Source organism: Fontimonas sp. SYSU GA230001, assembly GCF_040066175.1.
In the GTDB taxonomy this organism is placed as follows: Bacteria; Pseudomonadota; Gammaproteobacteria; order Nevskiales; family Nevskiaceae; genus Solimonas.
The window spans coordinates 80,099-106,131 of the sequence record NZ_JBEAAM010000012.1 but is presented as its reverse complement, the minus strand read 5'-3'; the positions used below and the strand labels follow the sequence as shown (position 1 = coordinate 106,131).

General features: G+C 69.9%; 19 protein-coding genes. 12 read left to right on the top strand and 7 right to left on the bottom strand.

Translation table 11 applies throughout. The features are described from left to right. Window positions 1-3: 3 nt before the first annotated feature. The 5 genes from AAG565_RS07910 to polA all read left to right on the top strand — a co-directional run bounded on the left by AAG565_RS07910 (window position 4) and on the right by polA (window position 9,355). Complete coding sequence (locus tag AAG565_RS07910) at window positions 4-1,746, top strand: autotransporter assembly complex family protein (RefSeq protein WP_348819033.1); 1,743 nt, start codon at window positions 4-6, stop codon at window positions 1,744-1,746. After that, entirely contained in the window at window positions 1,743-5,120 is a 3,378-nt protein-coding gene (locus tag AAG565_RS07905; RefSeq protein WP_348819032.1) for a translocation/assembly module TamB domain-containing protein, read from the top strand. The genes AAG565_RS07910 and AAG565_RS07905 overlap by 4 nt, the downstream gene beginning before the upstream one ends. A 77-nt stretch (window positions 5,121-5,197) precedes the next feature. Then, window positions 5,198-5,332: a lipoprotein gene (locus AAG565_RS07900; RefSeq protein ID WP_348819031.1), complete on the top strand. Its 135-nt coding sequence runs from the start codon at window positions 5,198-5,200 to the stop codon at window positions 5,330-5,332. A 13-nt stretch (window positions 5,333-5,345) separates the two neighbouring features. After that, window positions 5,346-6,593 (top strand): diaminopimelate decarboxylase, encoded by a 1,248-nt coding sequence (gene lysA / locus AAG565_RS07895; protein WP_348819030.1) that lies wholly within the window; start codon window positions 5,346-5,348, stop codon window positions 6,591-6,593. After that, the gene (gene polA, locus AAG565_RS07890) at window positions 6,590-9,355 is read left to right on the top strand and encodes a DNA polymerase I (protein WP_348819029.1); all 2,766 of its coding nucleotides are present in this window, start codon (window positions 6,590-6,592) and stop codon (window positions 9,353-9,355) included. The genes lysA and polA overlap by 4 nt, the downstream gene beginning before the upstream one ends. Before the next feature lie 433 nt (window positions 9,356-9,788). On the opposite strand, the gene AAG565_RS07885 is transcribed toward polA, so the two are convergent. After that, a complete protein-coding gene (locus tag AAG565_RS07885) occupies window positions 9,789-11,870 on the bottom strand; it encodes an EAL domain-containing protein (protein ID WP_348819028.1) in 2,082 nt (693 codons plus the stop codon). Further along, window positions 11,867-12,490 (bottom strand): ribosome biogenesis GTP-binding protein YihA/YsxC, encoded by a 624-nt coding sequence (gene yihA / locus AAG565_RS07880; RefSeq protein WP_348819027.1) that lies wholly within the window; start codon window positions 12,488-12,490, stop codon window positions 11,867-11,869. The genes AAG565_RS07885 and yihA overlap by 4 nt, the downstream gene beginning before the upstream one ends. Before the next feature lie 162 nt (window positions 12,491-12,652). On the opposite strand from yihA, the gene AAG565_RS07875 reads away from it, so the two are divergent. The 3 genes from AAG565_RS07875 to AAG565_RS07865 all read left to right on the top strand — a co-directional run bounded on the left by AAG565_RS07875 (window position 12,653) and on the right by AAG565_RS07865 (window position 14,867). Continuing rightward, window positions 12,653-13,285, top strand: coding sequence for a c-type cytochrome (locus tag AAG565_RS07875; protein ID WP_348819026.1), 633 nt, complete (start codon window positions 12,653-12,655; stop codon window positions 13,283-13,285). Between the two features lie 9 nt (window positions 13,286-13,294). After that, window positions 13,295-13,948, top strand: a complete 654-nt coding sequence (locus tag AAG565_RS07870) for a thiol:disulfide interchange protein DsbA/DsbL (protein ID WP_348819025.1) — start codon at window positions 13,295-13,297, stop codon at window positions 13,946-13,948. A 91-nt stretch (window positions 13,949-14,039) separates the two neighbouring features. Next, on the top strand, window positions 14,040-14,867 hold the full coding sequence (locus AAG565_RS07865; RefSeq protein ID WP_348819024.1) for a M14 family murein peptide amidase A: 828 nt from the start codon (window positions 14,040-14,042) through the stop codon (window positions 14,865-14,867). Between the two features lie 52 nt (window positions 14,868-14,919). Here the strand turns inward: AAG565_RS07865 and AAG565_RS07860 are convergent, their stop codons facing one another. From AAG565_RS07860 to lpxL, 3 genes are all read right to left on the bottom strand, one after another. Beyond that, a complete protein-coding gene (locus tag AAG565_RS07860; RefSeq protein ID WP_348819023.1) occupies window positions 14,920-16,101 on the bottom strand; it encodes a L,D-transpeptidase family protein in 1,182 nt (393 codons plus the stop codon). Between the two features lie 24 nt (window positions 16,102-16,125). After that, window positions 16,126-17,079, bottom strand: coding sequence for a tetratricopeptide repeat protein (locus AAG565_RS07855; protein WP_348819022.1), 954 nt, complete (start codon window positions 17,077-17,079; stop codon window positions 16,126-16,128). A gap of 98 nt (window positions 17,080-17,177) precedes the next feature. Continuing rightward, the gene (lpxL, locus tag AAG565_RS07850) at window positions 17,178-18,092 is read right to left on the bottom strand and encodes an LpxL/LpxP family Kdo(2)-lipid IV(A) lauroyl/palmitoleoyl acyltransferase (RefSeq protein WP_348819021.1); all 915 of its coding nucleotides are present in this window, start codon (window positions 18,090-18,092) and stop codon (window positions 17,178-17,180) included. Window positions 18,093-18,149: 57 nt separating this feature from the next. Between lpxL and waaA the strand changes: the two genes are divergently transcribed. Beyond that, window positions 18,150-19,412 carry a lipid IV(A) 3-deoxy-D-manno-octulosonic acid transferase gene (gene waaA, locus AAG565_RS07845; protein WP_348819020.1) on the top strand — a complete coding sequence of 421 codons (1,263 nt, stop codon included), beginning with the start codon at window positions 18,150-18,152 and terminating at the stop codon, window positions 19,410-19,412. Between the two features lie 57 nt (window positions 19,413-19,469). Then, complete coding sequence (locus tag AAG565_RS07840) at window positions 19,470-19,922, top strand: cupin domain-containing protein (protein WP_348819019.1); 453 nt, start codon at window positions 19,470-19,472, stop codon at window positions 19,920-19,922. Here AAG565_RS07840 and glpK read toward each other — a convergent pair. Continuing rightward, window positions 19,914-21,428 carry a glycerol kinase GlpK gene (gene glpK, locus AAG565_RS07835; protein WP_348819018.1) on the bottom strand — a complete coding sequence of 505 codons (1,515 nt, stop codon included), beginning with the start codon at window positions 21,426-21,428 and terminating at the stop codon, window positions 19,914-19,916. The two genes, AAG565_RS07840 and glpK, sit on opposite strands and share 9 nt — an antisense overlap. A gap of 81 nt (window positions 21,429-21,509) precedes the next feature. On the opposite strand from glpK, the gene AAG565_RS07830 reads away from it, so the two are divergent. Both AAG565_RS07830 and AAG565_RS07825 read left to right on the top strand, forming a co-directional pair. Continuing rightward, complete coding sequence (locus AAG565_RS07830) at window positions 21,510-22,439, top strand: alpha/beta hydrolase (protein WP_348819017.1); 930 nt, start codon at window positions 21,510-21,512, stop codon at window positions 22,437-22,439. After that, on the top strand, window positions 22,402-23,253 hold the full coding sequence (locus AAG565_RS07825) for a DUF547 domain-containing protein (RefSeq protein WP_348819016.1): 852 nt from the start codon (window positions 22,402-22,404) through the stop codon (window positions 23,251-23,253). The genes AAG565_RS07830 and AAG565_RS07825 overlap by 38 nt, the downstream gene beginning before the upstream one ends. Window positions 23,254-23,308: 55 nt before the next feature. Here AAG565_RS07825 and AAG565_RS07820 read toward each other — a convergent pair whose 3' ends face one another. Then, complete coding sequence (locus AAG565_RS07820) at window positions 23,309-25,888, bottom strand: TonB-dependent receptor (RefSeq protein WP_348819015.1); 2,580 nt, start codon at window positions 25,886-25,888, stop codon at window positions 23,309-23,311. Window positions 25,889-26,033 lie beyond the last annotated feature (145 nt).

The window sequence follows — 26,033 nt, the reverse complement described above, 5'->3', positions numbered from 1 at the left end:
CAGATGCCCCGATCTCCGCGCGCCGCCCCGGTCTGGTCCGTCCTGGCCGCGGGCCTCTGGCTGCAGACCGCCTGGGCGGACGTGGACGTCAGGATCGACGGTCTCGACGCCACGCTGCGCGACAACGTCGAACTGCGCCTGGGCATCGCCGCACCGCGCGGGCGCGGCGAGCTCGACCAGGCGCTGGTCGAGGCGCTGCACCGCGAGGCGCCGGACGACATCCGTGGCGCGCTGCAGCCTTTCGGCTACTACAACCCGGAGATCGACGGTGAGCTGAAGGGCAAGGCACCGGACTGGGTCGCGCGCTACCGCATCAAGGCCGGGCCGGTGACGCGTCTGGATCGGGTCGAGGTGCGGCTCGACGGCGAGGGCGCCGAACTGCTCGCGCCGGTGCGCGAATCGATGCTGCGCCGCCTGCGCCCGGGGGATGTCCTGCTGCATGCGAACTACGAGACGGCCAAGGCGCAGCTCGCCGCGGCCGCCTATGCGGCCGGCTTTCTCGACGCGCGCTACACCCGCAGCGAGCTGCGCGTGTACGCCGACGACAACCGCGCCGAGATCGAGCTGGACTTCGACACCGGCCCGCGCTACCGCTTCGGCACGCTGACCATCGAGCAGGACATCGTCGATCCGGACTTTCTCGAGCGCTACGTGCGCATCCGCCCGGGCGAGTACTTCGATCCGCAGAGCCTGCTCGACACGCAGTTCGCGCTCGGCGATCTGGGTTACTTCCAGACGCTGGAAGTCCTGCCGCAGCGCGATGCCGCGGAAGGCCAGGCGGTGCCGGTGCTGATCCGCACGACGCCGCGGCCGCGCACGCAGTACAGCTTCGGCGTCGGCTACGGCACCGACACCGGCGCGCGTGTCGGCGCCGGCGTGCAGATCCGGCGCCTCAACCGCAGCGGCCACACCGCCGAGGTCGAGACGCGCCTGTCGGAGGTCAAGAACACCGCCCGCGGCCTGTACCGGATTCCGCTGGGCGATCGCATCGGCGAAAGCGTCGGTCTCGCCGGCGAGCTGGCGACCGAGCGTTTCCCCGATGGCGGCATCAGCCGCAAGTGGAGCGGGGAACTGAGCCTGTCGCGCATTCCCGGCCAATGGAAGCGCAAGCTGTACATCGCCTATACCCACGAAGAATCGGAGCTGGGCGAATCCGTGCAGACCGCCGACCTGCTGACGCCCGGCCTGTCGCTGAACCGCGCCGAACTCGACGACCCGATCTACGCGCGCAAGGGCTGGTCGATCTTCGTGGACACGCACGGCGGCGTGCGCAATCTGCTGTCGAACACCAGCTTCCTGCGCACGCAGGCCGTGCTGCGCGGCGTGCTGCCGCTGGGCGAGCAGAGCCGCGTGCTCGGACGCTTCGAGTACGGCGCGAACTTTCTCGAAGACTTCGCCGAGCTGCCGGCCTCGCAGCGTTTCTTCGCCGGCGGCGACCAGTCGGTGCGCGGCTACAGATACCAGTCGCTCGGACCGACCGACGGCGACGGCAAGATCATCGGCGGCAAGTTCCTGGAAACCGCGAGCCTCGAAGTCGAGACGCGCCTGTGGAGCAACTGGGGCGCGGCGCTGTTCTACGACGTCGGCGGCGCCGGCGACGACCCGACGCCGCAGCTGTTCCAGGGCATCGGCGCCGGTGCGCGCTACCGGGCACCGGTCGGGTCGGTGCAACTCGACCTGGCCCATCCGCTCGACGGTGACCGCCGCGGCCTGCGCGTGCACATCGGCGTGAGGGTCGGGCTGTGAGGATCCCGGTGCTGCGCATCTTCGGCACGCTGCTCGCGGCACTGCGCGACGTCGTCGGCCTGGCGCTCACGCTGGTCGTCGCTGCGCTGGTGTTCCTGCTGTTCACCGAGGCCGGGGCGCGACTGGCACTGCAGGAATTCGGGCAGCGCTTCGGTTTCGTGCAGGCCGAGGGCGTGCACGGCCGGCTGTGGGGACCGATCGCGTTCGAGCGCTTCCGCTACGAGGACGCGTATGTGCGCGTCGAACTGGAACGGGTGCGGCTCGAGTGGTCGCCGCTGCAGGCGCTGCGCGCGAACATCGCCGTGTCGAGCCTCGACGCCGATGCGCTGGTGGTGACCGTCAAGCCGCAGCCGGAAACGACCGGTGGGCAGCCGGTGGACGATGAGGGCGCGCTGACGCAACTGCCGGTCGCGCTCGACGTGCGCGCGCTGGCGATCGGCCGTTTCGATCTGCGCGTGTACGACGACGCGCCCCTGCACTTCGAGGCCGTCACGCTGAGCGGCTCGTGGATCGGCGACGCGGTGCGTCTGCGACATCTGGCCGCGGTCACGCCCTGGGTCGGTGCGGCGCAGGTCGAAGGGGACGCGACGCTGCTGCCCGATGGCGTCCGCGTCGCCCAGCTGCGTGCCCGCGCACCGGCCGATGCCGAGCTCGAAGGCTATTTCGGCTACGCCGGCGGTTCCGATCTGCGCCTGCGCTGGCGCACGCTGCGCTGGCCGCTCGACGGCGAACCGGTCGCGCACAGCGATGGCGGCACGCTGCACTGGACCGGCCGTTACGACGACTGGCGCTATGAGCTCGCGCTCGCCGTGGCGGCCTTCGGCGAGCGCTTCGACGTCACCGCGCAGGGGCGCGGATCGCTCGACGAGCTGCATGCCGAAGCGGCGCACATCGACAGCGGCCACGGCGCGCTCGACGCACGGCTCACGTTCAACTGGGTCGAGGTGCCGCGCCTCGACGTCCACGGAACGATCGCCGACCTGCGCCCGCAGCACTGGCTGGCCGCGCTCGAGGGCCGTGTCAACGGTCGCGTCGAGGTGCAGGCCCAGTTCGCCGGCACGGCGCCGGACCTGCGTTTCGGCCTGACGCTCGACGATTCGCAGCTCAATGGCTATCCGCTGCGTCTGGATGCGCGCGGCCGCTATCTCGCCGGGCGCCTGAGCCTGCAATCCATCGACCTGCGCTCCGGACCGAGCCGTCTGACCGGGTCCGGCGAGATCTGGCCGCGACTGGCGTTCGACGCGCGGCTCGACAGCAGCGAGCTGCGCTCGATCTGGGCGCCGCTGTCAGGCCGCGCGCAGGCGCAGCTGCGCCTGGACGGCGATCCGTCGGCGCCGCGCAGCGCCGGCAAGCTGCAGGCCGAAGCGCTGCGCTACGAGGCCTCCGGCATCGAGGCGCTGTCGGCGGCCTTCGACGTGGACCCGGCCGGCGAGACGCGGCTCGACGCGCACTTGCGCGGCATCGATGCCGGCGTGGTGGTGTCGCAGGCGCGGCTGAGCCTGCGCGGACGTGCGGCGGCGCACCGCCTGAGCGTGGACGCGACGCTGCCGCAGGGCCAGGCCTCGACGGTGTTCGATGGCGCACTCGACCTGCCGAAGCGCAGCTGGGCCGGCACCCTGACCAGCGCGCGCCTGATCGCCGCGGACTGGCCGCCGTGGCTGCTCGAAGAAGCCGCGGCGCTGCGTGTCGTCGGCAGCGACGTCACGCTGGAACCGGCCTGCTTCGCCTCGGATCTCGCACGCGCGTGCGCCGCGCTGCGGCCGGTCGATGGCCGTCGCCGCCTGGCCTTCCGCGTCGAACGTTTCCTGCTCGCCGCGCTCGATCCCTGGCTGCCCGGCGGGGTGCGCGCGCAGGGCCGGATCGACGGAAGCGGCTACGCCGACATCGGTGCGGCCGGACTCGCCGATCTGCGCATCGATCTGCACAGCAGCGCGGTCCAGCTCGTGCGCAACGGCCTGCCGCCGCTGCAGCTGCACCCGGGACAGCTGGTCGTGCAGGAGGAGGCCCAGGGCCTGGTGGCGCGGGCGGAGTTGCCGTTCGAGCAGGGCGGCGTGTTCGTGGACGCGCGGCTCGGTCCGGGCGCCGACCTCATGCAGCGCGCGCTGGCCGGCGAGCTGCGCGCCACGGTCCCGGATCTGTCCTGGCTGCGCCTGCTCAATCCGGAACTGGAGCGCGTGCAGGGCCGCCTCGACGGCCGCGTCGAACTGTCCGGCACGCCGGCGGCGCCGGCGCTCGCCGGGACGCTCGCGCTGGCGGATGCGACCCTGCGGCTGCGCACGCCGGGCATCACGCTGGAACGCGTCGAGGCGACGCTGTCCGGGACCACGGACGCGCCGTGGTCGCTGAGCGCGCGCGCCTGGTCCGACGGCGGCGTCCTCAGCGTCGAGGGCCGCGCCGATCCGTGGACCGACGACGGCGGCATCGACCTGCGTATCGCCGGTGAGCGCTTCCAGGCCCTGCGCCGGCCGGACGCCAAGGTGTGGGTCTCGCCGCAGCTCACGCTCAGGCTGCGCGGCGGCGAGCTGCACGCGGATGGCGTCGTCGAGATACCGCGTGCGCAGATCACGCCCAAGACCATCGAGCAGGGCGTGGGTCCGAGCGCCGACCAGGTGATCATCCGCGAGGGTGGCGAACCCGGTGACGCGAAGCGCCTCGGCCTGTTCGCCGAGATCCAGCTCCGGCTCGGCGACGACGTCCGCTTCGACGGGCTGGGCCTGAAGTCGCAGCTGACCGGCGCGGTGACCGTGCGCGAGGCGCCCGGCGTGCCGACGCGGGCGCGCGGCGAGCTGCAGCTGCTCGGCGGCCGCTACAAGGCCTACGGCCAGGATCTGAGCATCGAGACCGGGCGCCTGCTGTTCACCGGCGGCGCGCTGACCGACCCGGCGGTCGAGTTGCGCGCGACACGCAAGCCGCGCGAGGACATCACCGTCGGCGTGCTGGTCCGCGGCACGCTGGCGCAGCCGGAGTTCAGCCTGTTCTCGACACCGGCGATGCCGCAGGAGCGGCAGCTGTCCTGGCTGGTGCTGGGCCGCGCGCTGGACGAAGGCAGCAGCACCGAGTCCGATCGTGCACTGGTCGCCGACGCGGCGCTGTCGCTGGGTTTCGCCGGCAGCGAGTGGCTGGCGCAGCGCCTCGGCAAGGGCCTGGGCGTGGACGAAGTCACGGTCGGTGCGAAACCCGGCGAGAGCAATGCCCAGGCACGGCTGACGATCGGCAAGTACCTGTCACCGAAGCTGTACCTGAGCTACGGCGTGTCGCTGTTCCTGCCCGGCCACAGCCTCAGGCTGCAATACGACATCGGCCGCGGCTTCAAGCTCTCCACCGAGACCGGTACCGTTTCCAGCGGCGACCTGATCTACACGATCGAGCGCTGAGCGCGCGCAAGACCGGCACGTGAAGGGGCGCTGCGCTCGGCGGCTATACTTCACGCCCCTGTTTCCGGGCCGCCCCGATGCTGCGAACGCTGCTGCTGTGCACCCTGCTGCTGGCCGCCTGTGGCCAGGCCGGGCCGCTGTACCTGCCGGAACAGTCCGCGGCCCCGGCCGCCACGAGCGCGCCGACCCCCTCTCCCTCCACCGCACCCTGAGGACGCTGGTCCCGTGGATCATTTCGAGTACCGCGACGGCCGCCTGTACGCCGAGGACGTGCCGGTCGCCGAGATCGCCGCGCACCAGGGCACGCCCTGCTACGTCTATTCGCGGGCGACGCTGACACGCCATTTCCGCGCCTTCGACGACGCGCTGGCCGGGACCGATCACCGCGTCTGCTATGCGGTCAAGGCCAATTCCAACCTCGCCGTGCTGCAGGTGCTGGCCCAGCTCGGCGCCGGCTTCGACATCGTCTCCGGCGGCGAGCTGCAGCGCGTGCTGCGCGCCGGCGGCGATCCGGCCCGGGTGGTGTTCTCCGGCGTCGGCAAGACCGCGGACGAGATGCGTGCGGCGCTGGCGGCCGGCATCCATTGCTTCAACGTCGAATCCGAGTTCGAGCTGCGCGCGCTCGACGCCGTCGCGCGCGGCATGGGCACGCGCGCGCCGATCGCGCTGCGCGTCAACCCGGACGTCGATGCCAAGACCCACCCATACATCTCGACCGGCCTGAAGAAGAACAAGTTCGGCGTCGATATCGCCAGCGCCGAGCGCCTGTACGCCGAGGCCGCGCAGCTGCCCGGCATCGAGATCCTCGGTGTCGCCAGCCACATCGGCTCGCAGCTGCTGGAGCTGTCTCCGTTCCTCGATGCGCTCGAGCGCGTGCTCGCGCTGATCGACCGGCTGCAGGCGCGCGGCATCAGGCTGCGCCACATCGACGTCGGCGGCGGCCTGGGCGTGCGCTACCGCGACGAGAATCCGCCCGCGCCGCGCGACTGGGCGCTGGCGATCAGGCCGCGGCTGGCCGAGTGCGGACTGCGCATCCTCACCGAGCCGGGCCGCGCGATCGCCGGCAACGCCGGCATCCTCGTCACGCGCGTGCTCGGCATCAAGCGCGGAGAAGAAAAGTCCTTCGCGATCGTCGATGCGGCGATGAACGACCTGCTGCGGCCGACGCTGTACCAGGCGTGGATGGACATCGTGCCGGTGCAGCCGCGCGGCGACGTGGCGGCGCGGACCTACGACATCGTCGGTCCGGTCTGCGAGACCGGCGACTGGATCGGCAAGGACCGCGAGCTTTCGATCGCTCCCGGCGACCTGCTGGCGGTGCGCACCGCCGGCGCCTATGGCTTCGTGATGGCGTCGAACTACAACACGCGTCCGCGCGCTGCGGAAGTGATGGTCGATGGTCGGCAGGTGCACGTGGTGCGCGCGCGCGAGACGCTCGACGACCTGCTGCGCGGCGAGCGGCTGCTGCCGTGACGGGCTCCACCCACCCGCTGATCCTGATCGACGGCTCCAGCTGGCTGTTCCGCGCCTACCATGCACTGCCGCCGCTGACCGGTCCGCACGGCGAGCCGACCGGCGCGGTGTTCGGCATGAACAACATGCTGCGCAAACTGCTCAGGGATTTCGCGCCGGAACGCATCTGCGTGGTCTGGGACCCGAGCGGCAAGACCTTCCGCGACGAACTGTTCGAGCAGTACAAGGCCAACCGCAGCGAGACACCCGAGGATCTCAAGATCCAGTTCCCCGCGATCCGCGAATTGATCGACGCGCTGGGACTGCCGCAGGTGACGGTCGAGGGCGTCGAGGCCGACGACGTGATCGGTACGCTGGCGCGGCACGCGGCGCAACGCGGCGAGCGCGTGCTGATCGTCACCAGCGACAAGGACATGGCGCAGCTGGTGGACGAGCGCGTGCAGCTGCTCGACACGATGAAGAACCGGCGACTCGACCCGGCCGGCGTCGTCGAGAAGTTCGGCGTGCCGCCGGAGCGCATCATCGACTATCTCGCGCTGATGGGCGACAGCGTCGATAACATCCCCGGTGTGCCCAGCGTCGGCCCCAAGACCGCGGCGAAGTGGCTCGCCGAGTACGGTTCGCTGGATGCGATCATCGCGCGCGCCGGCGAGATCGGCGGCAAGGTCGGCGAGAAGCTGCGCGCGCACCTGCACCAGCTGCCGCTGGCGCGCCGCCTGGCGACGATCCACTGCGACGTCGAGCTGCCGCTGGCACTCGACGATCTGCAGCCGCGTGCGCCGGACATCGGGCGCTTGGCGGCGCTGTACCGGCATCACGGCTTCAACCGGCTGCTCGAAGAACTCGGCGGAGCGGCGCCCGGGCGCGACGACACCGCGGCCGACGAAGCGCGGCCGCAGGCCGCTGCTGCAGAACGCCCGGCGCCCACCGTCGCGATCACCGTGCTCGACGAGGCGGCGTTCACCGACATGCTCGGCGCGTTGGCGCGTGCCGAACTGGTCTGCTTCGACACCGAGACCGACAGCCTCGACGCCAACCGCGCGCGCCTCGTCGGCCTCGCATTTGCCGTCGAGCCCGGTCGCGCGTGGTACGTGCCGGTCGGTCACGACTACCTCGGCGCGCCGCCACAGCTGGATCGGCACAGTGTGCTCGACCGGCTGCGGCCGATTCTGGAAGACGCCGGCAAGCCCAAGCTCGGCCAGCACCTCAAGTTCGACGTCAACGTGCTCGCGCAGCACGGCGTGAACGTCGCCGGTATCGCGCACGACACCATGTTGCAGAGCTACGTGCTCGACGCCACCGGCAACCGCCACGACATGGACACGCTGGCGCAGAAGTACCTGAACCACACGACGATCAAGTTCGAGGACGTCGCCGGCAAGGGCAAGAACCAGATCACGTTCAACCAGGTGGCGATCGACAAGGCGGCCGAGTATTCGGCCGAGGACGCCGACATCACACTGCGCCTGCATCACGCGTTGTATCCGCGCCTGTGCGCCGAACCTGCACTGAAGAAGGTCTACGAGACGATCGAGATGCCGCTGGTGCCGGTGCTGGCGCGCATGGAACAGACCGGCGTCAAGGTCGATGTCGCACTGCTGCGCCAGATCAGCACCGAACTCGCACAGCGCATGGACGAGCTGCAGGCCGAGGCGTTCCGCGCGGCCGGCGGCGAGTTCAACCTGGGCTCGCCCCGGCAGCTCGCGGCGATCCTCTACGAGAAGCTGCAGCTGCCGGTGCTCGGCAAGACACCCAAGGGCGAGCCCTCGACCGCCGAGGACGTGCTCGAGGAGCTGGCCGCGCAGCATCCGCTGCCGCGCCTGATTCTCGACTGGCGCGCGCTGTCCAAGCTGCGCTCGACCTATACCGAGCAGCTGCCGCAGGCGGTGAACCCGCGCAGCGGGCGCATCCACACGTCCTATGGCCAGGCCATCGCCGCGACCGGGCGGCTGTCCTCGTCCGACCCGAACCTGCAGAACATCCCGGTGCGCAATGCCGAAGGGCGGCGCATCCGCCAGGCCTTCGTCGCGGAAGCCGGCCACCTGCTGCTGTCGATCGACTACTCGCAGATCGAACTGCGCCTGATGGCACATTTCTCCGGCGACGCGCGCCTGCAACAGGCCTTCCGCGACGGCCTCGACATCCACCAGGCCACCGCCGCCGAGGTCTTCGGCCTGCCGCTCGCCGAAGTCCCGGCCGACCGCCGCCGCGCCGCCAAGGCGATCAACTTCGGCCTGATCTACGGCATGTCGAGCTTCGGCTTGGCGCGTCAGCTCGGCATCCCGCGCGGCGAGGCGCAGGACTACATCGACCGTTTCTTCGGCCGCTACCCGGGCGTGAAACAGTTCATGGAGACGACCAAGGCGCTGGCGCGCGAGCGCGGCTATGTCGAGACCCTGTTCGGGCGGCGCCTGTACCTCAAGGACATCCAGTCGAAGAACCAGGCCCTGCGCCAATACGCCGAGCGCACCGCGATCAACGCGCCGCTGCAGGGCACCGCCGCGGATCTGATCAAGCTGGCGATGATCGACGTTGACGGTTTTTTGCGGCAGAACGCGCCGGATGTCCGCATGATCATGCAGGTTCACGACGAATTGGTGTTCGAGGGGCCGGCGACCGGCCTGCCCGAGCTGGCGCCACGGATCGCCACCCGCATGTGCCGCGTGGCTGCGCTGGCGGTGCCGCTGGTCGCCGACTGGGGGGTTGCCGGCGAATGGGATGGCGCGCATACTCCCTTGGGGCATGCAAGTAGCTCAGACTGAAGCGAATTTTGTCGGATCTCCGGCCCCGGGCCGGTAACGGCGCTGACCCCAAGTCCCTGATTTGAAATGTTAATGCGCCGTTAAGGCGAGGCGCTCCGAGCCGCAGCGGGCGGGCACCCTTTGAACTTTGCCGAACCGGCCCCATCTAACTCTGCGAGCGGCGATACTCCCTGTCCCGCTCTCCGCCTCACTCCCTGGGCGGATCCGGCATCCCCCAACGCCGGAAGCGTCGCCCGGTGGCCGCCCCCCAAGGCCACCGGGCCTTTTTGTGCGTTCTGCACAAGAACGGGGCCATCCGTGGCCCCGGTATTCAAGACAAGCCTGTATCCGGCGCACGCCGAGGCCATCCATGGCCTCGACTGTCCAAACAAGCCTGCCGTGCTTATTGTGAAAGTCGGCGCCACCGATGGCGCTGGCTTGCACAGGACGTGCATCAGGTCATCACCGGGCCCATCTTGTTCACCGCGCTGCCCTGCACGTAATCGACGCCGGCGCCGCGCAGTAGGGCCAACGCCGCGGGCGACTCGATGTTGATCGCCACGGTCTTGCGGCCGAGCAGATGCGCGGCCTGGCAGATCCATTCCAGATGCGTGCGGTCGAGCGCGTCGTCCTCGATGTTGCGCGTGATCTGCGGATGGATCTTCATGTAATCGATCGGCAGCCGGCGCAGCTGCGTGATGCCGGTCGTCGTGTGGCAGCGGTCCAGCGCGAAGCGCAGGCCCAGCGGCCGCAGCCGTTCCATGAAGCGCTGCACGACCGAGCTCTGGCTGAGCGCGAAGGCCTCGTCGATCTCGAAGCACAGGCGCTCGGCGGGCACCATCGAACCGGCGAGGGTCTCGAAGGCCTGTTCGGCGAAGCCGTCGTCGAGGAGGGTCTGCGGGGCGAGGTTGAGGCTGGCCAGACCGTGGGTCTCGAACAGCTTCATGTCCCGGGACAGGGCCTCCAGCAGATGCTGCAGGCTCCACAGGTCGAGGCGGTGCGACTGGCGCAGACGTTCGATCGCCGGCAGGTAGTGCCCCGGTTCGAGCCACACCCCGTCGTCGTCCTCGACGCGGATGAAGAACTCCAGCAGCGGCTTGAGCGGCGGTTGCGCCAGCGAGTGCGTCTCCTGCGAGATCAGGTGCGCGCGGCCGTTGTCGAGGCGCGGCAACAGCCAGTCGAGCCAGGTCTGGTCGTCGCGCTGCCGCGTTTTCACCGCCTCGTCCGGAATCTTGTGCAGCACGCAGTTGCCGCCACGCCGCCGCGCTTCCGACAGCAGCGTCTCGGCTGCACCGAGCAGTTCCGACAGCTTCGGCGTGTCGCGGTCCACCGGCAGCACCGCGATGCTGAACGTGCACGGGAAACGCTTGCCCTCCCAGACCAGCTCGTTGTTCTCGGCGTGACTGCGGATGCGCTCGGCGACCGCCAGCGCGCGCGTCTCGTCGCAGCCGATCAGCAGCGTGGCGAAACGGTTGTTGGTGCAGCGGTAGCCGGTGCCGGCATCGACCAGCGCCAGCGAAAAGTTCTTGGCGGCATGCCACAGCGCCTGCTCGCCGGCCCAGTAGCCGGCCTGGTCGTTGATGCGCTCCAGATCATCGACGCGCAGATACAGCAGCATGTGCTGGGCGCCGGTGTTGTGGCTGTCGGCGATCAGGTCCTCGACGCGGCGCTCGAAGGGTTCGCGCGACAGCAGCTTCGCAGCCCAGCTGCCGATTTCGGCGTCGGCCAGCGACAGCGTCGGAACGGCCGTCGGTTCGGCCGCCGCTGACTCGACGCGCGCGAAGCGCACGGTGCTGCCGATCACCTGACCGGCGCCGTCGAGGATCGCACCGGCGGTGACGAACACGGTGACCGGCTCGCGGTCCGCGGTCAGCAGCACCGCCTGCTGGATCTGCGGGATGCCGGAGCGCGACTCCAGCACGCCCGCCAGGAAGCGCGGCAGCGGATGGTTCTCGTAGGCATCGACGCCGGACTGGAACAGCGGCACGACATCCTCGAAGCGCTTGCCGACCAGGTCCTCGCGCGCACGCCGCAGGGCGGTGGCCGCTGCGGGGCTGACGCCGAGCACGACGCCGCCGCCGTCGGTGAGGATCAGCGGATCCTGGGTCGCGCCGAGCAGGGCGTCGCGCGCGCGCAGCGCGAGCTGCTGCTCGGCGCCCAGGCGCGCGAGCTTGTCGCGCATCGTGCGATTCATCTGCAGCATCGCGTTGAGCTGTTCGGCGCGCTTGTCGCGCTCGTGCTGGAGCGCCTGGAGCTGCGCCGCGCCGGCGCCGGACTCCGCCGCCGGCGCGTCGATCGGCAGGCGCGCGAACGGCCGGGCCACCGCCAGCCACCACGCGACCCCGGCGAAGACCAGGAACAGCGCCGTCTGCAGCGCCGCCAGCAGCGGCCGCGAGCCACCGACCAGCGCGACGCCCCAATGCCAGAGCAGCAGGGCGCACAGGCTGCCGAGCACGGCCAGCAGCAACAGCGTGTACAGCAGCCGCGTGCGCCACCGGCCGAGCGCATCGGCGAGCGGCGGCGGGTTCGGTGTCATACGGCCTCCGTGGCGCCGTGCGCGGCGAGCAGCCCGGCGACGCGCGCGCGGAACTCGTCCAGCCCGAGATCGGTCTGCGCCGAGAACAGCTGCGCACTGACCGTGCTGATCTGCGGCAGCGCCTTGCGCACCCCCAGCAACGCGCTCTTCGCCGCACCGTAGCCGAGCTTGTCGGCCTTGGTCAGCAGCAGGTGGCAGGCCAGGCCGCGCGTCACCGCCCAGTCGAGCATCTGCCGGTCCAGCGGGGTCAGCGGGTGGCGCACGTCCATGATCAGCACGACGCCGCAGAGATTGGCGCGGGTCTCCAGATAGCGTCCGATCAGCGCGCCCCAGGTGTCGCGCAGATCCTTGGACACCTTCGCAAAGCCGTAGCCCGGCAGGTCGGCGAAACGGCCGCCCGGCACGTCGAACAGGTTGATCAACTGCGTGCGGCCCGGGGTCTTGCTGACCCGCGCCAGCGCGTTGTGCCCGCACAGCCGGTTCAGCGCACTGGACTTGCCGGCGTTCGAGCGGCCGGCGAAGGCCAGCTCCGCGCGCTCGTCGTCGGGCAGCTGGTCGAGCCGCGCGCAGGAACGCAGGAACTGGGCGCTGGCGAATGGATTGGTCGGGTTCGGCCGCATCGGCGTGGATCCTGGTGCGGCCGCAAGCATAGCCGGCTGCCTCGTCGGCGTGCCAATCACGGTGCCGGACTGTAGAATCGCGCGCTGGATCGCATCCATGCCGTTGCCGCGGTTCCGCGTTGGGGCACTGCCACGGCCGTCTTTTTCCGGAGTCCTAGCACAATGAAGCATGTTCTGCTCGCCGCCGTCCTGTGTGCGCCTTTCGCGGCCATGGCCGCCGAGGCGAACGGGAATCCCTTCACCCAGGGCAGCGCGGAAGCCGGCGCCGCCAAGGCGACCGCCTGCGTCGCCTGCCACGGCCCCGGTGGCAACAGCGCCAATCCGGAGTGGCCGAAGCTCGCCGGCCAGGGCGCGCGTTACCTCTACGACCAGCTGAACTGGTTCAAGAACGGCCAGCGCGTCAATCCGCTGATGAACGCCCAGGCCGCGGCGCTGTCGGACCAGGACATGCGCGACCTCGCCGCCTATTTCGCGGCGCAGCCATTCGTGCCGGGCGTGGCCAGCGAGGCCGCGATCCCGGTCGCGCAGAAGCTGTACCGCAGCGGCGATGCCGCGCGCGGCCTGCCGGCCTGCGCCGCCTGCCACGGCCCGAGCGGCGCCGGCGTCGTGCCTTCGGGCTATCCGCGCATCGGCGGCCAGCATGCCAAGTACGTCGGCAACGTGCTGCGCGTGTTCCGCACCGAATCGGCCAAACCGCTGCCGGACGGGAACCTGAAGACCATGGCCGCGGTCGCAGCCAAGCTCTCCGATGCGGAGATCGACGCCCTGGCGTCCTACGTCAACGGTCTTCAGTAAGGATTCGACATGCGCTCCATGATCCGCGGCGGTGCGGCTGCCTTCTTCGCGTTGTTCGCGTTCGCCTGCTCCGCGCAGGACACCGCCACGTTCACCGAAGGCAAGGAGTACAAGAAGGTCCGCGAGGTGCAGCAGCCCGCGGATCCCAAGCGCATCGAGGTCGCGGAATTCTTCTGGTACGGCTGCCCGCACTGCTATGCCTTCGATCCGACGATCGAGGCCTGGGCGAAGCGGCGCGCCGGCGACGTGGACTTCGTGCGCGTGCCCAGCACGCTGGGCCGCAAGGAAGGCGTGCTGCACGCCAAGGCGTTCTACACGGCCGAGGCGCTCAACGTCGGCGAGAAGATGCACAAGCCGCTGTTCGAGGCGATCCAGCAGGATCACATGCCGCTGAACTCCGAAGACCAGATCCAGTACGTGTTCAACAAGAACACCGGCATCCTGCCGGACGTGTTCAACGCGACGTTCCGGGGTTTCGCCGTGGATGCGCGCGTGCGCAAGGCCGAGCAGCTGGCGATGAGCTACGGCATCAGCAGCGTGCCGACCGTGGTCGTCGGCGGCAAGTACGTCACCAGCGCGGCGATGGCGGGCGGCTTCGACCAGGCCACCAAGGCCATCGACTTCCTCATCGACAAAGTGCGCAAGGAACGTGCGGGCCGCTGACAGGCGACAACGTACCGGCGGCCTGATCGCCCGGCTCCTCGCCGGGCTTTTTGTTGGAGGCGCCGTCCCGGCCGCCGCGCCGGCATCGGTGATGCCGCCGCTGGCGACCACCGAGATCGCCTGCCAGTTGATCGGCGGGCGCCTGCAGAGCGTCGGCGTCGAGCGCTGCCTCAGGGCCGGCGTGCAGATGGCCGACGGCGCCAGCGCGCACGGCGTGCCGCTGCTGTACCGCGATTACCCGCCGACCTCGCGGCGCACGACGCCCAAGCGCGTGCTGATGCTCGGCGGCATCCACGGCGACGAGCTGTCGTCGGTCAGCATCGTGTTCCAGTGGATGGAACATCTGGCGATGAGCCGCTTCCAGCCGTTCCACTGGCGGGTCTATCCCTGCGTCAATCCCGACGGCCTGCTGATCCGGCCGCCGACGCGAGTCAATGCCAACGGCGTCGATCTCAACCGCAACTTCCCGACCCGGGACTGGCAGACCGACGCGCTCGCCTACTGGGAGACGCGCACCGGGCGCGACCCGCGCCGTTTTCCCGGCCCGCACGCGCTGTCGGAACCGGAGACACGCTGGCTGGTGCGGGAGATCCAGACCTTCAAGCCCGACGTCATCGTCTCGGTGCACGCGCCGTTCGGCGTGCTCGACTTCGACGGCCCGCGCGAGCCGCCGGAACGCTTCGGCTTCCTGCACCTGCACCAGCTCGGCACCTACCCCGGCTCGCTGGGCAATTTCGCCGGCATGAACATCGGCGTGCCGGTGATCACGCTGGAGCTGCCGCACGCCGGCATCATGCCCAGCGCGCAGCAGCAGCAGCGCATCTGGGCCGACATGCTGGCCTGGCTGGAGAAGAACCTGCAGGAGGAGGCGCCGTTGTACTTCCGCCTCGAAGATCATCCCTGGAACGGGGCGCGCTGAAAAGCCGTTTCCAGCCGCGCGCGGGACGGCCGCCGGAAAGCGGCGGGCGCGACTACTGATTGACCTCGCGGACGATCTGCCAGCTGCCAGAGCCGTTGCGGCGCCAGAACTGGTTCTTGCGCGTGGTCACCGCGTAGTTGTCGGAGCTGTATTCCATCTGGAACTCGGCCATGTAGATCTCGTCGCCGGTGCCGGGATACTGGAACACGCTGATGTCGCTCAGACGCACGTCGATGAACTTCTTGGACGCATTGACCCGTCGCTTGTGCGCGGCAAACGCCTTGCGGTCCATGCCATCCACCGTGAAGTCGTCCGCGTAGTACGCGAGGTAGCCCTCGGTGTCCTTGCTCGACCACTTGCGCCGCCAGTCCTCGATCCGCTTGAGGAAGCTGTCGCGCAGGGTTTCGACCTTGCCGGCGGGCACCCAGTCCAGCTGGTCGCTCAACAGTACCGGCGTGCGCCCGAACTTGACGTAAGCGCGCAGTGCGTCGAGATCCGCGTTGGCCATCGTCACGCAGCCCTCGCTCGACCGCGGTGGCCGTGTATAGGTGTCGCGCGGCACGCCGTGCAGCCAGATGCCCGAACCGGTGCGCTTGTTGAGCGTGTCCCAGGCGTTCGGATAGTCGAGTGGCAGCGCGCCGGCACCGTACAGCTCCGGCAGCGCCTCGTCGCCGATCCACTGGGTGACGTGATACAGGCCGACCGGGGTGCGCAGGTCGCCGGCGGTCTGCTTGCCATAGCCGTTGCGCCCCATCGCGGCGTAGTGGTGACGCACCACGTGCATGCCGCTGCCGTCGTTCTGGACCACGTACAGCCGCGCCTTCGGCAGATCGACGACGACGGCGTGCTCGAAGCCGCGCGACAGCTGCAGGAATGCACTGGGCACCAGCCCTGGCGCCGGTGCCGAACGTTCGCCGGCCAGGCGCATGCGCGCTTCCTCGGCCAGATCGCGCAGGCGCGGGTCGGTGTCCGGTCCCTGCGGAATCAGGGCGTCGCGGCGCACGCCGGCGAGCGCGGCGAGCAGCTCACCGTAGAACAGCTGGCCGAGACGGAAGGTCGGCTCGCGACGGGTCAGGGATTCCAGCGCCGACAGCGCGTCGCTGGCGCGGCCGGCACGCAGCAGATCGACCGCGGCGCTGAACTGCTGTTCCGGCCCCTGCTGGGCGCCCGCGGTGCCCGCGAGCGCGACGGCGAACAGGGCAGCGGTGGCGGCTGCGCGTATCGAAGCGGTCATCGTCGTGGCGGCGCAGTGTCCCGATCAGCGCGTGTACTCGCGGGCGATCTTCCAGCCGCCCGCGGTCAGCACCATGTCCAGCGCCTTGGCCGTGACGTCGGCGAAGGTATCCGACTCGTATTCCTGACGGAAACTGACCTGCACCTGCTTGTCGTTGACGGCGTTGAACTGCAGATCGCGGGCGGCGACGCGGATGCGCCTGGGTTTGCCGATGCGGTCGCGGCGCTGCGCCTCCCAGGCACTGCGCGACAGGCCCGCTTCCGGCGTGAACGTGTCCGCATAGGCGGCGAAGTAGGCGTTCAGGTCCTGCTTCGACCAGGCGCCGGTCCAGGCGTCGATCGCGCGCTGGACCGCCGCGCGCGTTTCGGCGTCCGCGGCGGGCGGCGTGCTGGTCTGCACGGCGGTCGTCGGAGCGGCCACGGCCGGTGCGGTGGCCGGGGCCGGCTGCGCCTTGGGCGCGACGGCCGGGGCGGCGCTGCTGTCGAGCTGGTTGATCAGCGACAGCTTGCGGCGCAGCATCTGGTTCGACTCGTCCAGCGCCAGCGCGCGGTTGTAGGCCGCGCCGGCCAGCGCGGCGTAGATGTCGCCCAGATTCTCGTGGGCGGTCGCGTAGCTCGGATGGGTCGCCAGCGCCGCTTCCAGCGCCTCGCGTGCCTTGTCGTAGTCGCCCTGTGCGGCGTACAGGACGGCCAGGTTGTTGTACGGTTCCGGCAGCTGCGGATAGTCGCGCGTCAGGTCGGCGAACACGCGGATCGCGTCCTTGTTGCGGTCCAGACGCACCAGCGCCAGGCCGCGCATGAAGCGCGCCTCCGCGTCCTGCGGGTTCTTGCCCAGGTGCTTGTCCAGCAGCTGCAGCGCGTCGCCCGCCTTGCCCTGCTCGATGAGGACCTGGGCTTGCGTGGAGACGCTGTCCGCGAACGCGGCGGGCGACAGGAGCAGGACCGCGGCGAGTACGGCGGTGCGGCGGAGCGCGGACATGCGGGAAAACCCCCTCTTGCGAAGCGTGTTTCGACTGGGCGCAACTATACCAGTTCGAGCCGCCGATTCCCCCGGTGGAAACGGGAACGCGCGGCCGTTCAGTAAATCCGCGGCGTGCCCGGCGGCAGCCCCTTGAAACGCTTGTGCACCCAGAAGTACTGCAGCGGCGCCAGCGCGATGCCGTCCTCGATCACGTGGTTGATCCGGGTCGCGTCGGCGAGGTCGTCATCGGTCGGAAAGCCGGTCAGCGCCGGCAGGATGTGCACGCGGTAGCGGCCGCCGACACGCTGCGGGAAATAGGGCACCACCTTGGCCCGGCCCATCTGCGCGAGGCGCGCGGTCGCGGTGATCGTGCGTACCGGCACGCCGAAGAAGGGCGCGTGCACGCTCAGCTTCTTGTCGAGGGTCTGGTCGGGCGCGTACCAGATCGCATGACCGCTGCGCAGCGCGCGCACCAGCGGGCGCAGATCGTTGCGCGCCAGCGCCGGCAGGCCGGAGCGGCCTTCGCGCCAGTGGTGCATCAGGTAGTCCATCACCGCGTTGTTGTACGGCCGGTACATCGCGTGGAAGCGCACGCCGGCCAGGCACAGGAAGCGCGCGCCCAGTTCGAGCGTCGTGAAATGGCCGGTCAGCAGCAGCGCGCCGGATCCGTCCGCCATCGCCGCCTTCAGGTTGTCCAGGCCGACGACCTCGCCGAGCCGGCGCAGGCGCCAGTCCGGCGCGAACCAGGCCAGCGCGGTCTCGAACACGCCCCTGCCCATCTCGGCGAAGTGCTGGCCGACGCGGCGTTCGCGCTCGGCCTCGGACAGCTGCGGAAAGGCGACACGCAGATTGACGCGCACCACGGCACGGCGGCGCTTGAGCAGCACGCCGGCGAGCCGGCCCAGCCCGGCGCCCAGCGTTCTCTGCACCGCAATCGGCAGCCAGCTCAGCATCCAGACGCAGGCGACCGCCAGCCAGGTCGGCCAGTGTCGGGGGTGCAGCAGGGCGGCTTCGAACGCGGGCGCGGCCATCGGTGCATTGTAACGGTCGCGTTGTGGCGGCCGCGGCGACACCGCTACGCTGTGCGGATGCGTGTCGTCTATACGGTCCTGCTGTACCTGCTCACGCCCTTCGTGCTGCTGCGCCTGCTGTGGCGCTCGCGCGAGCTGGCCGGCTACCGGCAGCGCATCGGCGAACGCTTCGGCTTGGTGCCGCGTCCGCCGCAACCGATCGCGGTGTGGGTGCATGCGGTCTCGGTCGGCGAGTCGCTGGCGGCGCTGCCGCTGATTCGCGCGCTGATCGAGCGTCACGGGCCGGGCCGCGTGCTGGTGACGACGACCACACCGACCGGTTCCGCGCGGGTGTGCGCGGCGCTCGGCGACCGGATCGTGCACGTGTATGCGCCTTATGACCTGCCCGACGTCGTCGCACGCTTTCTCGGACGCATGCGCCCGCAGCGCGTCGTCGTCATGGAAACCGAGCTGTGGCCGAACCTGTTCCGCGCACTGGCCCGGCGACGGATTCCACTGATCATCGCCAACGCGCGCCTGTCGCCGCGCTCGTTCCGGGGTTACGGCCGCGTGCGCGGCTTCACTGCATCGACGCTGGCCGACTGCACGCGCATCGCCGCGCAGAGCGAGGCGGATGCGCAGCGCTTCCGCGCGCTCGGCGCGCCGGCGGAGCGTATCAGCGCACTGGGCAACATCAAGTTCGACCAGGCCGTGCCGGAGGCGCAGATCGCTGCAGGGCAGGCGCTGCGCGGACGTCTGGGTGCGCAGCGGCCGGTGTGGATCGCGGCGAGCACCCATGAGGGCGAAGAGGACGCGGCGCTCGCGGCGCACCGCCTGTTGCTGCAGTCCCGGCCTGACGCACTGCTGATCCTGGTGCCGCGCCATCCGCAGCGCTTCGACGCGGTGGCGCGGCTGGTCGAGAAATCAGGCCTGAGCTGTACACGCCGCAGCGCTATGGATACGGCTCACCCCTCACGTCTCGCGCCGCATGTGCTGCTCGGCGACAGCATGGGCGAGATGTTCATGTACTTCGCCGCCGCGGACCTGGCCTTCGTCGGCGGTTCTCTGGTGCCGGTCGGCGGTCATAACGTGCTGGAGCCGGCGCAGCTCGGCAAGCCGGTGCTGTTCGGCCAGCACATGCACAACTTCGTCGCCGCGCGCGATCTGCTGCTCGAAGCCGGCGGCGGCCTGCAGATCGACGCAGCCGGTCTTGCCGCAGTGCTGCGTTCGTTGCTGGCCGACACCGCGCGGCGCGAGGCGATGGGCAGCGCAGCGCGCGCCGCCGTCGCGGCCAACCGCGGCGCCTGCGACCGGCTGCTCGCGCTGATCGAAGCGGCGTGAACGCGGTGCGGGTACCGGGCTTGCGCCACCGCGTGCAGGCGGCTTGAATCCATCGCCATGAGAACGCTCGTCTCGAATGCGCTGCTGCGGCTGGCCGCGCTCGCCGTGCCGGTCGCACTGTACGCACAGCCCCCTGCGACCGTGCAGGTCGTGCACCCCGAGAAGCTCGACTACCGCGCCGACCCGAACGTCCCCGGTGTCGGCATCGCCGTCGTCGCCGGCGACCCCAAGACCGGGCCTTACACGATTCGCGCCCGCTTCGCGCCGCACACGCAGGCCGCCCCGCATCGCCATCCCGACACGCGCACGGTGACGGTGCTCGGCGGTTTCTACTACTTCGCGGAAGGCGCGCAGTTCGACGCCGCGAAGCTTCGGCCGTTCACACCCGGCACCGTGCTCGTCGTCCCCGCCGGCACGCCGCACTTCAGCGCGGCGGGCGAGGTGGAAACGGTCGTGCAGGAATCAGGCGTTGGGCCGACACGGTTGGAGCTGATGCAGCCGTCACCCTGAGAGGTGCATCGCATCGCCCAGGTTGACCGTGGCTTGAACCGAACGCACGCGCGTCACCGCATTGCGCCATCCCGCATACAGCCGTTCCGCACGATCGCGCGCCATCGCCGGCGTGAAGCGCCGATCGGCCTGCCAGAGCTTGGCGATGTCGTCGAGCGAGTCATAGACGCCGCTCTGCAGCCCGGCGAGGAAGGCCGCGCCCAGCGCGGTGGTCTCGACGGTCTGCGGACGCACGACGGGGATCTGCAGGACGTCGGCGAGGCATTGGGTGAGCCAGTCGTTGACGACCATGCCGCCGTCAACACGCAGCTCGGTCGGGGCGACGGCGTCCTGCGCCATCGCCTGCAGCAGGTCGTTGGTCTGGTAGCAGACGGATTCGAGCGCGGCGCGGACGATGTGGGCGATGCCGGTGTCGCGGGTCAGGCCGAAGATCGCACCGCGCGCTTCGGGATCCCAGTACGGCGCGCCCAGGCCGGTGAAGGCGGGCACGAGGTAGACGCCCTGCGTGTCCTCGATCGACTTGGCGAGGCTCTCTGTGTCGCCGGCGGCCTTGATCAGGTGCATCGCGTCGCGCAGCCATTGCACGGCGGCGCCGGCGACGAAGATGCTGCCTTCGAGCGCGTAGGTCGGGCGGCCGTTCAGACGGTAGGCGACGGTCGAGAGCAGGCGGTTCTTCGACAGGCGCAGCTCATCGCCGGTGTTCAGCACCATGAAGCAGCCGGTACCGTAGGTGGACTTGATCATCCCGGGGGCGAAGCAGGCCTGGCCGACGGTCGCGGCCTGCTGGTCGCCGGCGATGCCGCCGATGCGGATCGGTGCGCCGAACAGCGCGGCATCGGTTGAACCGAAGTCCGCCGCCGAGTCGAGCACCGTCGGCAGCAGCGCGCGCGGCACCTGGAAGAAGTCCAGCAGTTCGTCGTCCCAATCCTGCGTGCGCAGGTTGAACAGCGCGGTGCGGCTGGCGTTGGTGGCGTCCGTGGCGTGCACGGCGCCGCCGGTGAGCTTCCACAGCAGCCAGCTGTCGATGGTGCCGAAGGCCAGTTCGCCCTTCTCGGCGCGGGCGCGCGCGCCGGGCACCTGGTCGAGCAGCCAGGCGATCTTGGTCGCGGAGAAATAGGGATCGAGCAGCAGGCCGGTACGCGCGTTGAGCCAGGCGGAGCGGTCCTGGTGCTGCTGGCAGAAGGCGCTGGTGCGGCGGTCCTGCCAGACGATCGCGCGGTGGATCGGCCGGCCGGTGGCGCGCTCCCAGATCACCGTGGTTTCGCGCTGGTTGGTGATGCCGATGCCGGCAACTGCCTTCGCGTCCAGTCCGGATTTCTGCAAGGCCTCGCGCACGCAGGCCAGGGTGTCGTCCCAGATGCGGTCGGCGTCGTGCTCGACGTGACCCGGCTGCGGGAAGTGCTGCGGCAGCTCGCGCTGCGCCATCGCCTGCTTGCGGCCGAGCCGGTCGAAAACGATCGCACGGCTGCTCGTGGTGCCCTGGTCGATCGCCAGCAAGGCTGTCATCGGACGCTCCTCCGTGTATGCCAAACTTGCGTTCGAGAGCCGCAAGTGACGGCCGTTCTTGAGTCCGGGGGAAGTTACACCGTGCGCAGTACGCAATTCCAGCTGAATCTGGACCGGCACCGCTTCGCGCATGTCCATGCGTGGCTGCCCGACGCGGAACCCGGCGCGGTGGTACAGCTCATCCACGGCATGGCCGAGCACGCCGGCCGCTACGCGCGGCTGGCGCAAGCGCTGACCGCATCCGGCCATGCCGTCTATGCGCAGGATCTGCCGGGCCACGGCCGCAGCGTCCGCTCCACCGACGAGCTGGGCCACACCGCCGACCACGACGGCTGGCGCATCACGCTGTCGGCGATCAATGCCGTGCGCGGCGAGATCGAGCGCCGCCATCCGCGGTTGCCGCTGTTCATGTTCGGCCACAGCCGCGGTTCGTTCCTGTTGCAGCATTATCTGGTCGAGCACGGCGCGGACCTGGCTGGGGCGGTGCTGTCGGCGAGCTGCGCGGACATGGGGCCGCTGCGGCCGGTCGGCCTGGCGCTGGTCCGCGCCGAGGCTCTGTGGTTCGGCCGTCGCCATCCGAGCGCGGTCGGCGAGGCGCTGGCCTTCCGGGATTTCAACCGCCGCTTCAAGCCGACGCGCACGGCCTTCGACTGGCTGTCGCGCGACGCCGCGGAGGTGGACAAGTATGTCGCCGACCCGCTGTGCGGTTTCCGCTGCTCGACCGCGACCTGGATCGAGCTGCTCGAAGCCGGCGCGCAGCTTTCCGACCCGCAGCGGCTGGCGCGCGTCCCGAAGACGCTGCCGGTGCTGCTGATCAACGGTGCCGCCGACCCGGCCTGCCGCGGCGCAGCCGGTGCACGCGGGCTGGAACGGCTCTACCGCGACACCGGTCTGACCGACGTCACTCTGAAGATCTATCCCGATGCCCGCCACGAACTGCTCAACGATCTCTGTCGCGACGCGGTCACGGCCGATGTGCGCACGTGGCTGGACGCGCATCGTCCGCATTGAGTGGGGGGCCCTGTTCGCGGCACTGCTGGCGTCGCTGGGCAGCGCGGCGCAGGCCGCGCCCAGGGCCGACCTCTGGCCGCGATGGACGGTCCATGACGAGTCGTCCGTCCGCAGCGTCGATCACGTCGTCTGGGACACGTTCCTGAGCCGGTACGTGCAGAGTTCCGCGGACGGCATCCACCGGCTGCCGTATGCGCGCATCGATCCGGCGAACCGGGCGGTCCTCAAGCACTACGTGCAGCGACTGGAGTCGGTGCCGGTGTCGCGGCTCGCCCGCGCCGAGCAGCGCGCGTACTGGATCAACCTGTACAACGCGCTCACGGTCGATACGGTGCTCGACCATTACCCGGTGGACAGCATCCTCAGGATCAACATCTCGCCGGGCTGGTTCGCGCGCGGGCCATGGCGCCGCAAGCTGCTGCGCATCGAGGACGAGGACGTGTCGCTCGACGACATCGAGCACCGCATCCTGCGGCCGATCTGGCAGGATCCGCGCACGCACTACGCGCTGAACTGCGCGTCACTGGGCTGTCCGAACCTGCAGGACCGCGCCTACACCGCGGCGAACCTGGACGCTCTGCTGGATGCCGCCGCGCGTGCCTACGTCAATCATCCGCGCGGCGCGCGCGTCGAGCGCGGCAAGCTGTACGTGTCCAGCATCTACGCCTGGTTCAAGGCAGACTTCGGCGGCAGCGACGCCGGCGTCATCGCCCATCTGCGCCGGTACGCGGCGCCGCCGCTGGCGCAACAGCTCGCCGGCATCTCGTCGATCGCCGGCGACGCCTACGACTGGGCGCTCAACGACGCGCGCTGAGCGAGGACCCGGGCAAGCCCAATGGGCATGCCCGGCTGCGCGCGCATGACCCGGATCAGAACGTCAGGCTCAGCGCCGCGAACAGCTGGCGGCCGCTGATCTGCTGCGTGAAGTAGGTGCCGGGGAAGAACGGCGCGTCCACCGAGCGGCTGAGCACGCGCTCGTCGGTCAGGTTGGCGCCGCCGACCGACACCGACCAGGTCTGCTCGGCGTTCGACAGGATGAAGCGCGCGGAATACAGGGTGTAGGGATCGACGTGCGCATTCACGTCGAGGTCGGTGTCGGTGTACTGGTCGCCCTGGTAGATGAGGTCGCCGGACAGCTTGCCGACGAAGCGGCCGAGCGGGATCGTCAGCACCGGCGTCAGCGTGCCGGTGGCGCGCGGCGCGTAGGCGATGCGCTGGCCGCCCAGATCCTGTTTCGCGCCGACCTGCAGCGCGCCGGTCTCGGGGTTGCGGATCGGCGCCGGCGCGCCGGCGTACTCGTCGTAGCGCGCGTCGAGCAGGCCGATCGAGGCCATCAGCGTCAGCGGCTCCCAGGGCGTCAGCCACATCAGGTCCGCCTCCAGGCCCTTGGAGCGCGCCGCGGCGGCGTTGCTGACGTCGAAGAACACGCCGTTGAAGGCCAGCACCTGCAGGTTGTCGAACTTGGTCTGGTACAGCGTCGCGTTGATGCGCAGCGTGCGGTCGAACCACTGCGACTTGATGCCCAGCTCGACGGTCTGCGCGTTCTCCGGCTCGTACTCGAGGTCCTGGTCGGTGAACGAGATCGCATTGAAGCCGCCGCTCTTGAAACCCTTGGCCCACGAAGCATAGAAGCCGACGTCGGCGTTGGCGAAATACTGCAGCGTGATCTTCGGCGAGTAGTCGCTCTCGCTGCGGCGCAGGTCGGGCTTGGTGTAGTTGTCGGCCTGCAGCAACGTCGCCATCGCGCAGGGCGGAGCGAGACTCGGATCGGGTGCCGCGTCCTTCTGCCGACAGTGCGCGTTGCCCGCGGACAGCACCTGCTTGCGCTCGGTGCTGTAGCGCAGGCCCGGCGTCAGCGCCCAGTGCTCGCCCAGTTCCCAGGTGAGCTGGCCGAACAGCGCGACCGCATCGACACGCTGGTCGTAGTCGAACTGGTACCAGTCGTCGCCGATGCCGGCGGCGAGCAGCTCGCCGATCAGCGGGATGCCGGGGATGCTCTGCCCGTCCGAGCACAGCGCCGGATTGAGCAGGGGCTGCAGCACCGGGTCGAGCGAGTCGTCCACGCTCGCGTTGCAGCCGGCGAGCTGGCGGAAATCCGAAGTCAGCAGGTACGAGCCCAGATCCTGCCCGGCCAGCACGCGCGCGAACAGCGTGTAGTCGGAGCGGTAGAAGAAGGCGCCGGCGACGAACTCGGCGCCGGTGCCCAGGCCGAACAGGCTGCCGGCGTTGCCGTGGAAGCGCAGCTCGGCGCTGAGCTGCTTGTGATCCTCGTGGCTGTCGAGCCGCGAGATGTCGGCGGGCGAGACGTCCAGCTCGTTGAGCTGGTCGATGTAGAAGGTCGAATAGCCGAGCACCAGCACCGAGGTCAGCTCGTCGAGACCGGCGACCTCGCCGAGCTGCCACTGCGTGTTGAGCGCGACGGTGTCGTGGCCCTTGTCGAGAGTGCCGGGCGTATCGAACGAGGTGCGGAAGTTGTACGGATCGTCCTCGATGTCCGGATCGAAGGGCTCCAGATAGGCGCGCGTGTCGTCGTCGAGCTTGTAGAGCTGGAACGGCCAGAACGCCGTGTGCGTCTCCGAGGTCTGCAGCAGCAGTTCGGTGCGCAGTTCCGGCGCGACATACCAGCGCGCGCGGATGCGGCCGGCCTGCTGGTCCATCTTCTCCTCGTCGCGGTCCAGGTACTGGTTGTAAACCTCGCCGTCCTGGCGTCGCCACAACACCGCCGCGCGCGCGCCACCCCAGTCGCCGAGATCGCCGCCGATCGCCGCTTCGAGGCGCTGCGCGCCGTTCGAACCGTGGGTGTAACGGCCGGTGGTGGTCAGTTCGCCCTCGGGCGCGACGCTGCTGACGTTGAACACGCCGGCGACGGTGTTCTTGCCGAATAGCGTGCCCTGCGGGCCGCGCAGCACTTCGACACGATCGACGTCGAACATCGACTCGGTGAAATAGCCGGCGCGCCCGTAGTAGATCTCGTCCTGCACCAGGCCGACCGAAGCCTCGAAGCTCGGATTGAAGGAGTTGGTGCCGAAGCCGCGGATGAACATCTGCGGCGAGCCCAGATCGTCGGAATCGACGCGCACGTTGGGCACGTACAGCGAGACTTCGGCCAGGTCCTGCGCACCGACCTCGGCGATGAATTCGCCGCCGACGGCGGTGACCGAGATCGGCACCTTCTGCAGCGACTGCCGGGTCTTCTGCGCGGTGACGACGATCTCCTCGATCTGGCGCGGCTCTTCGCTGTCGGACGCGGCCGGTGGCGGTGCCGGCGCGCGCAGCGGCTCGACCGCGATCGTGGTCAGCGACTCGGCCGTGGGCAGCGCCGGTGACTCGGCCTCGTCGGCCGGCGGGCGGTCGTCGATCGGTGCGTCGTCAGCGTCCTCCTGTGCGACGGCCGCAGCGCCGATCAGCAATGCCAGCACCGCCACGATGCCGCGATTGAAGCCCTTCATCCCCGATTCCCTCGATTCATGCCCTGTCCGCACCCGGCGGCGAGATGCACGCGGCGTGCCGCGTCGCGCGTCGCGTATAGGCCGGATTTGCCAGCGCCCGCGCGTTGACACGCAACATAGCCGCGCGGTGCAATCCCCGGTAGAG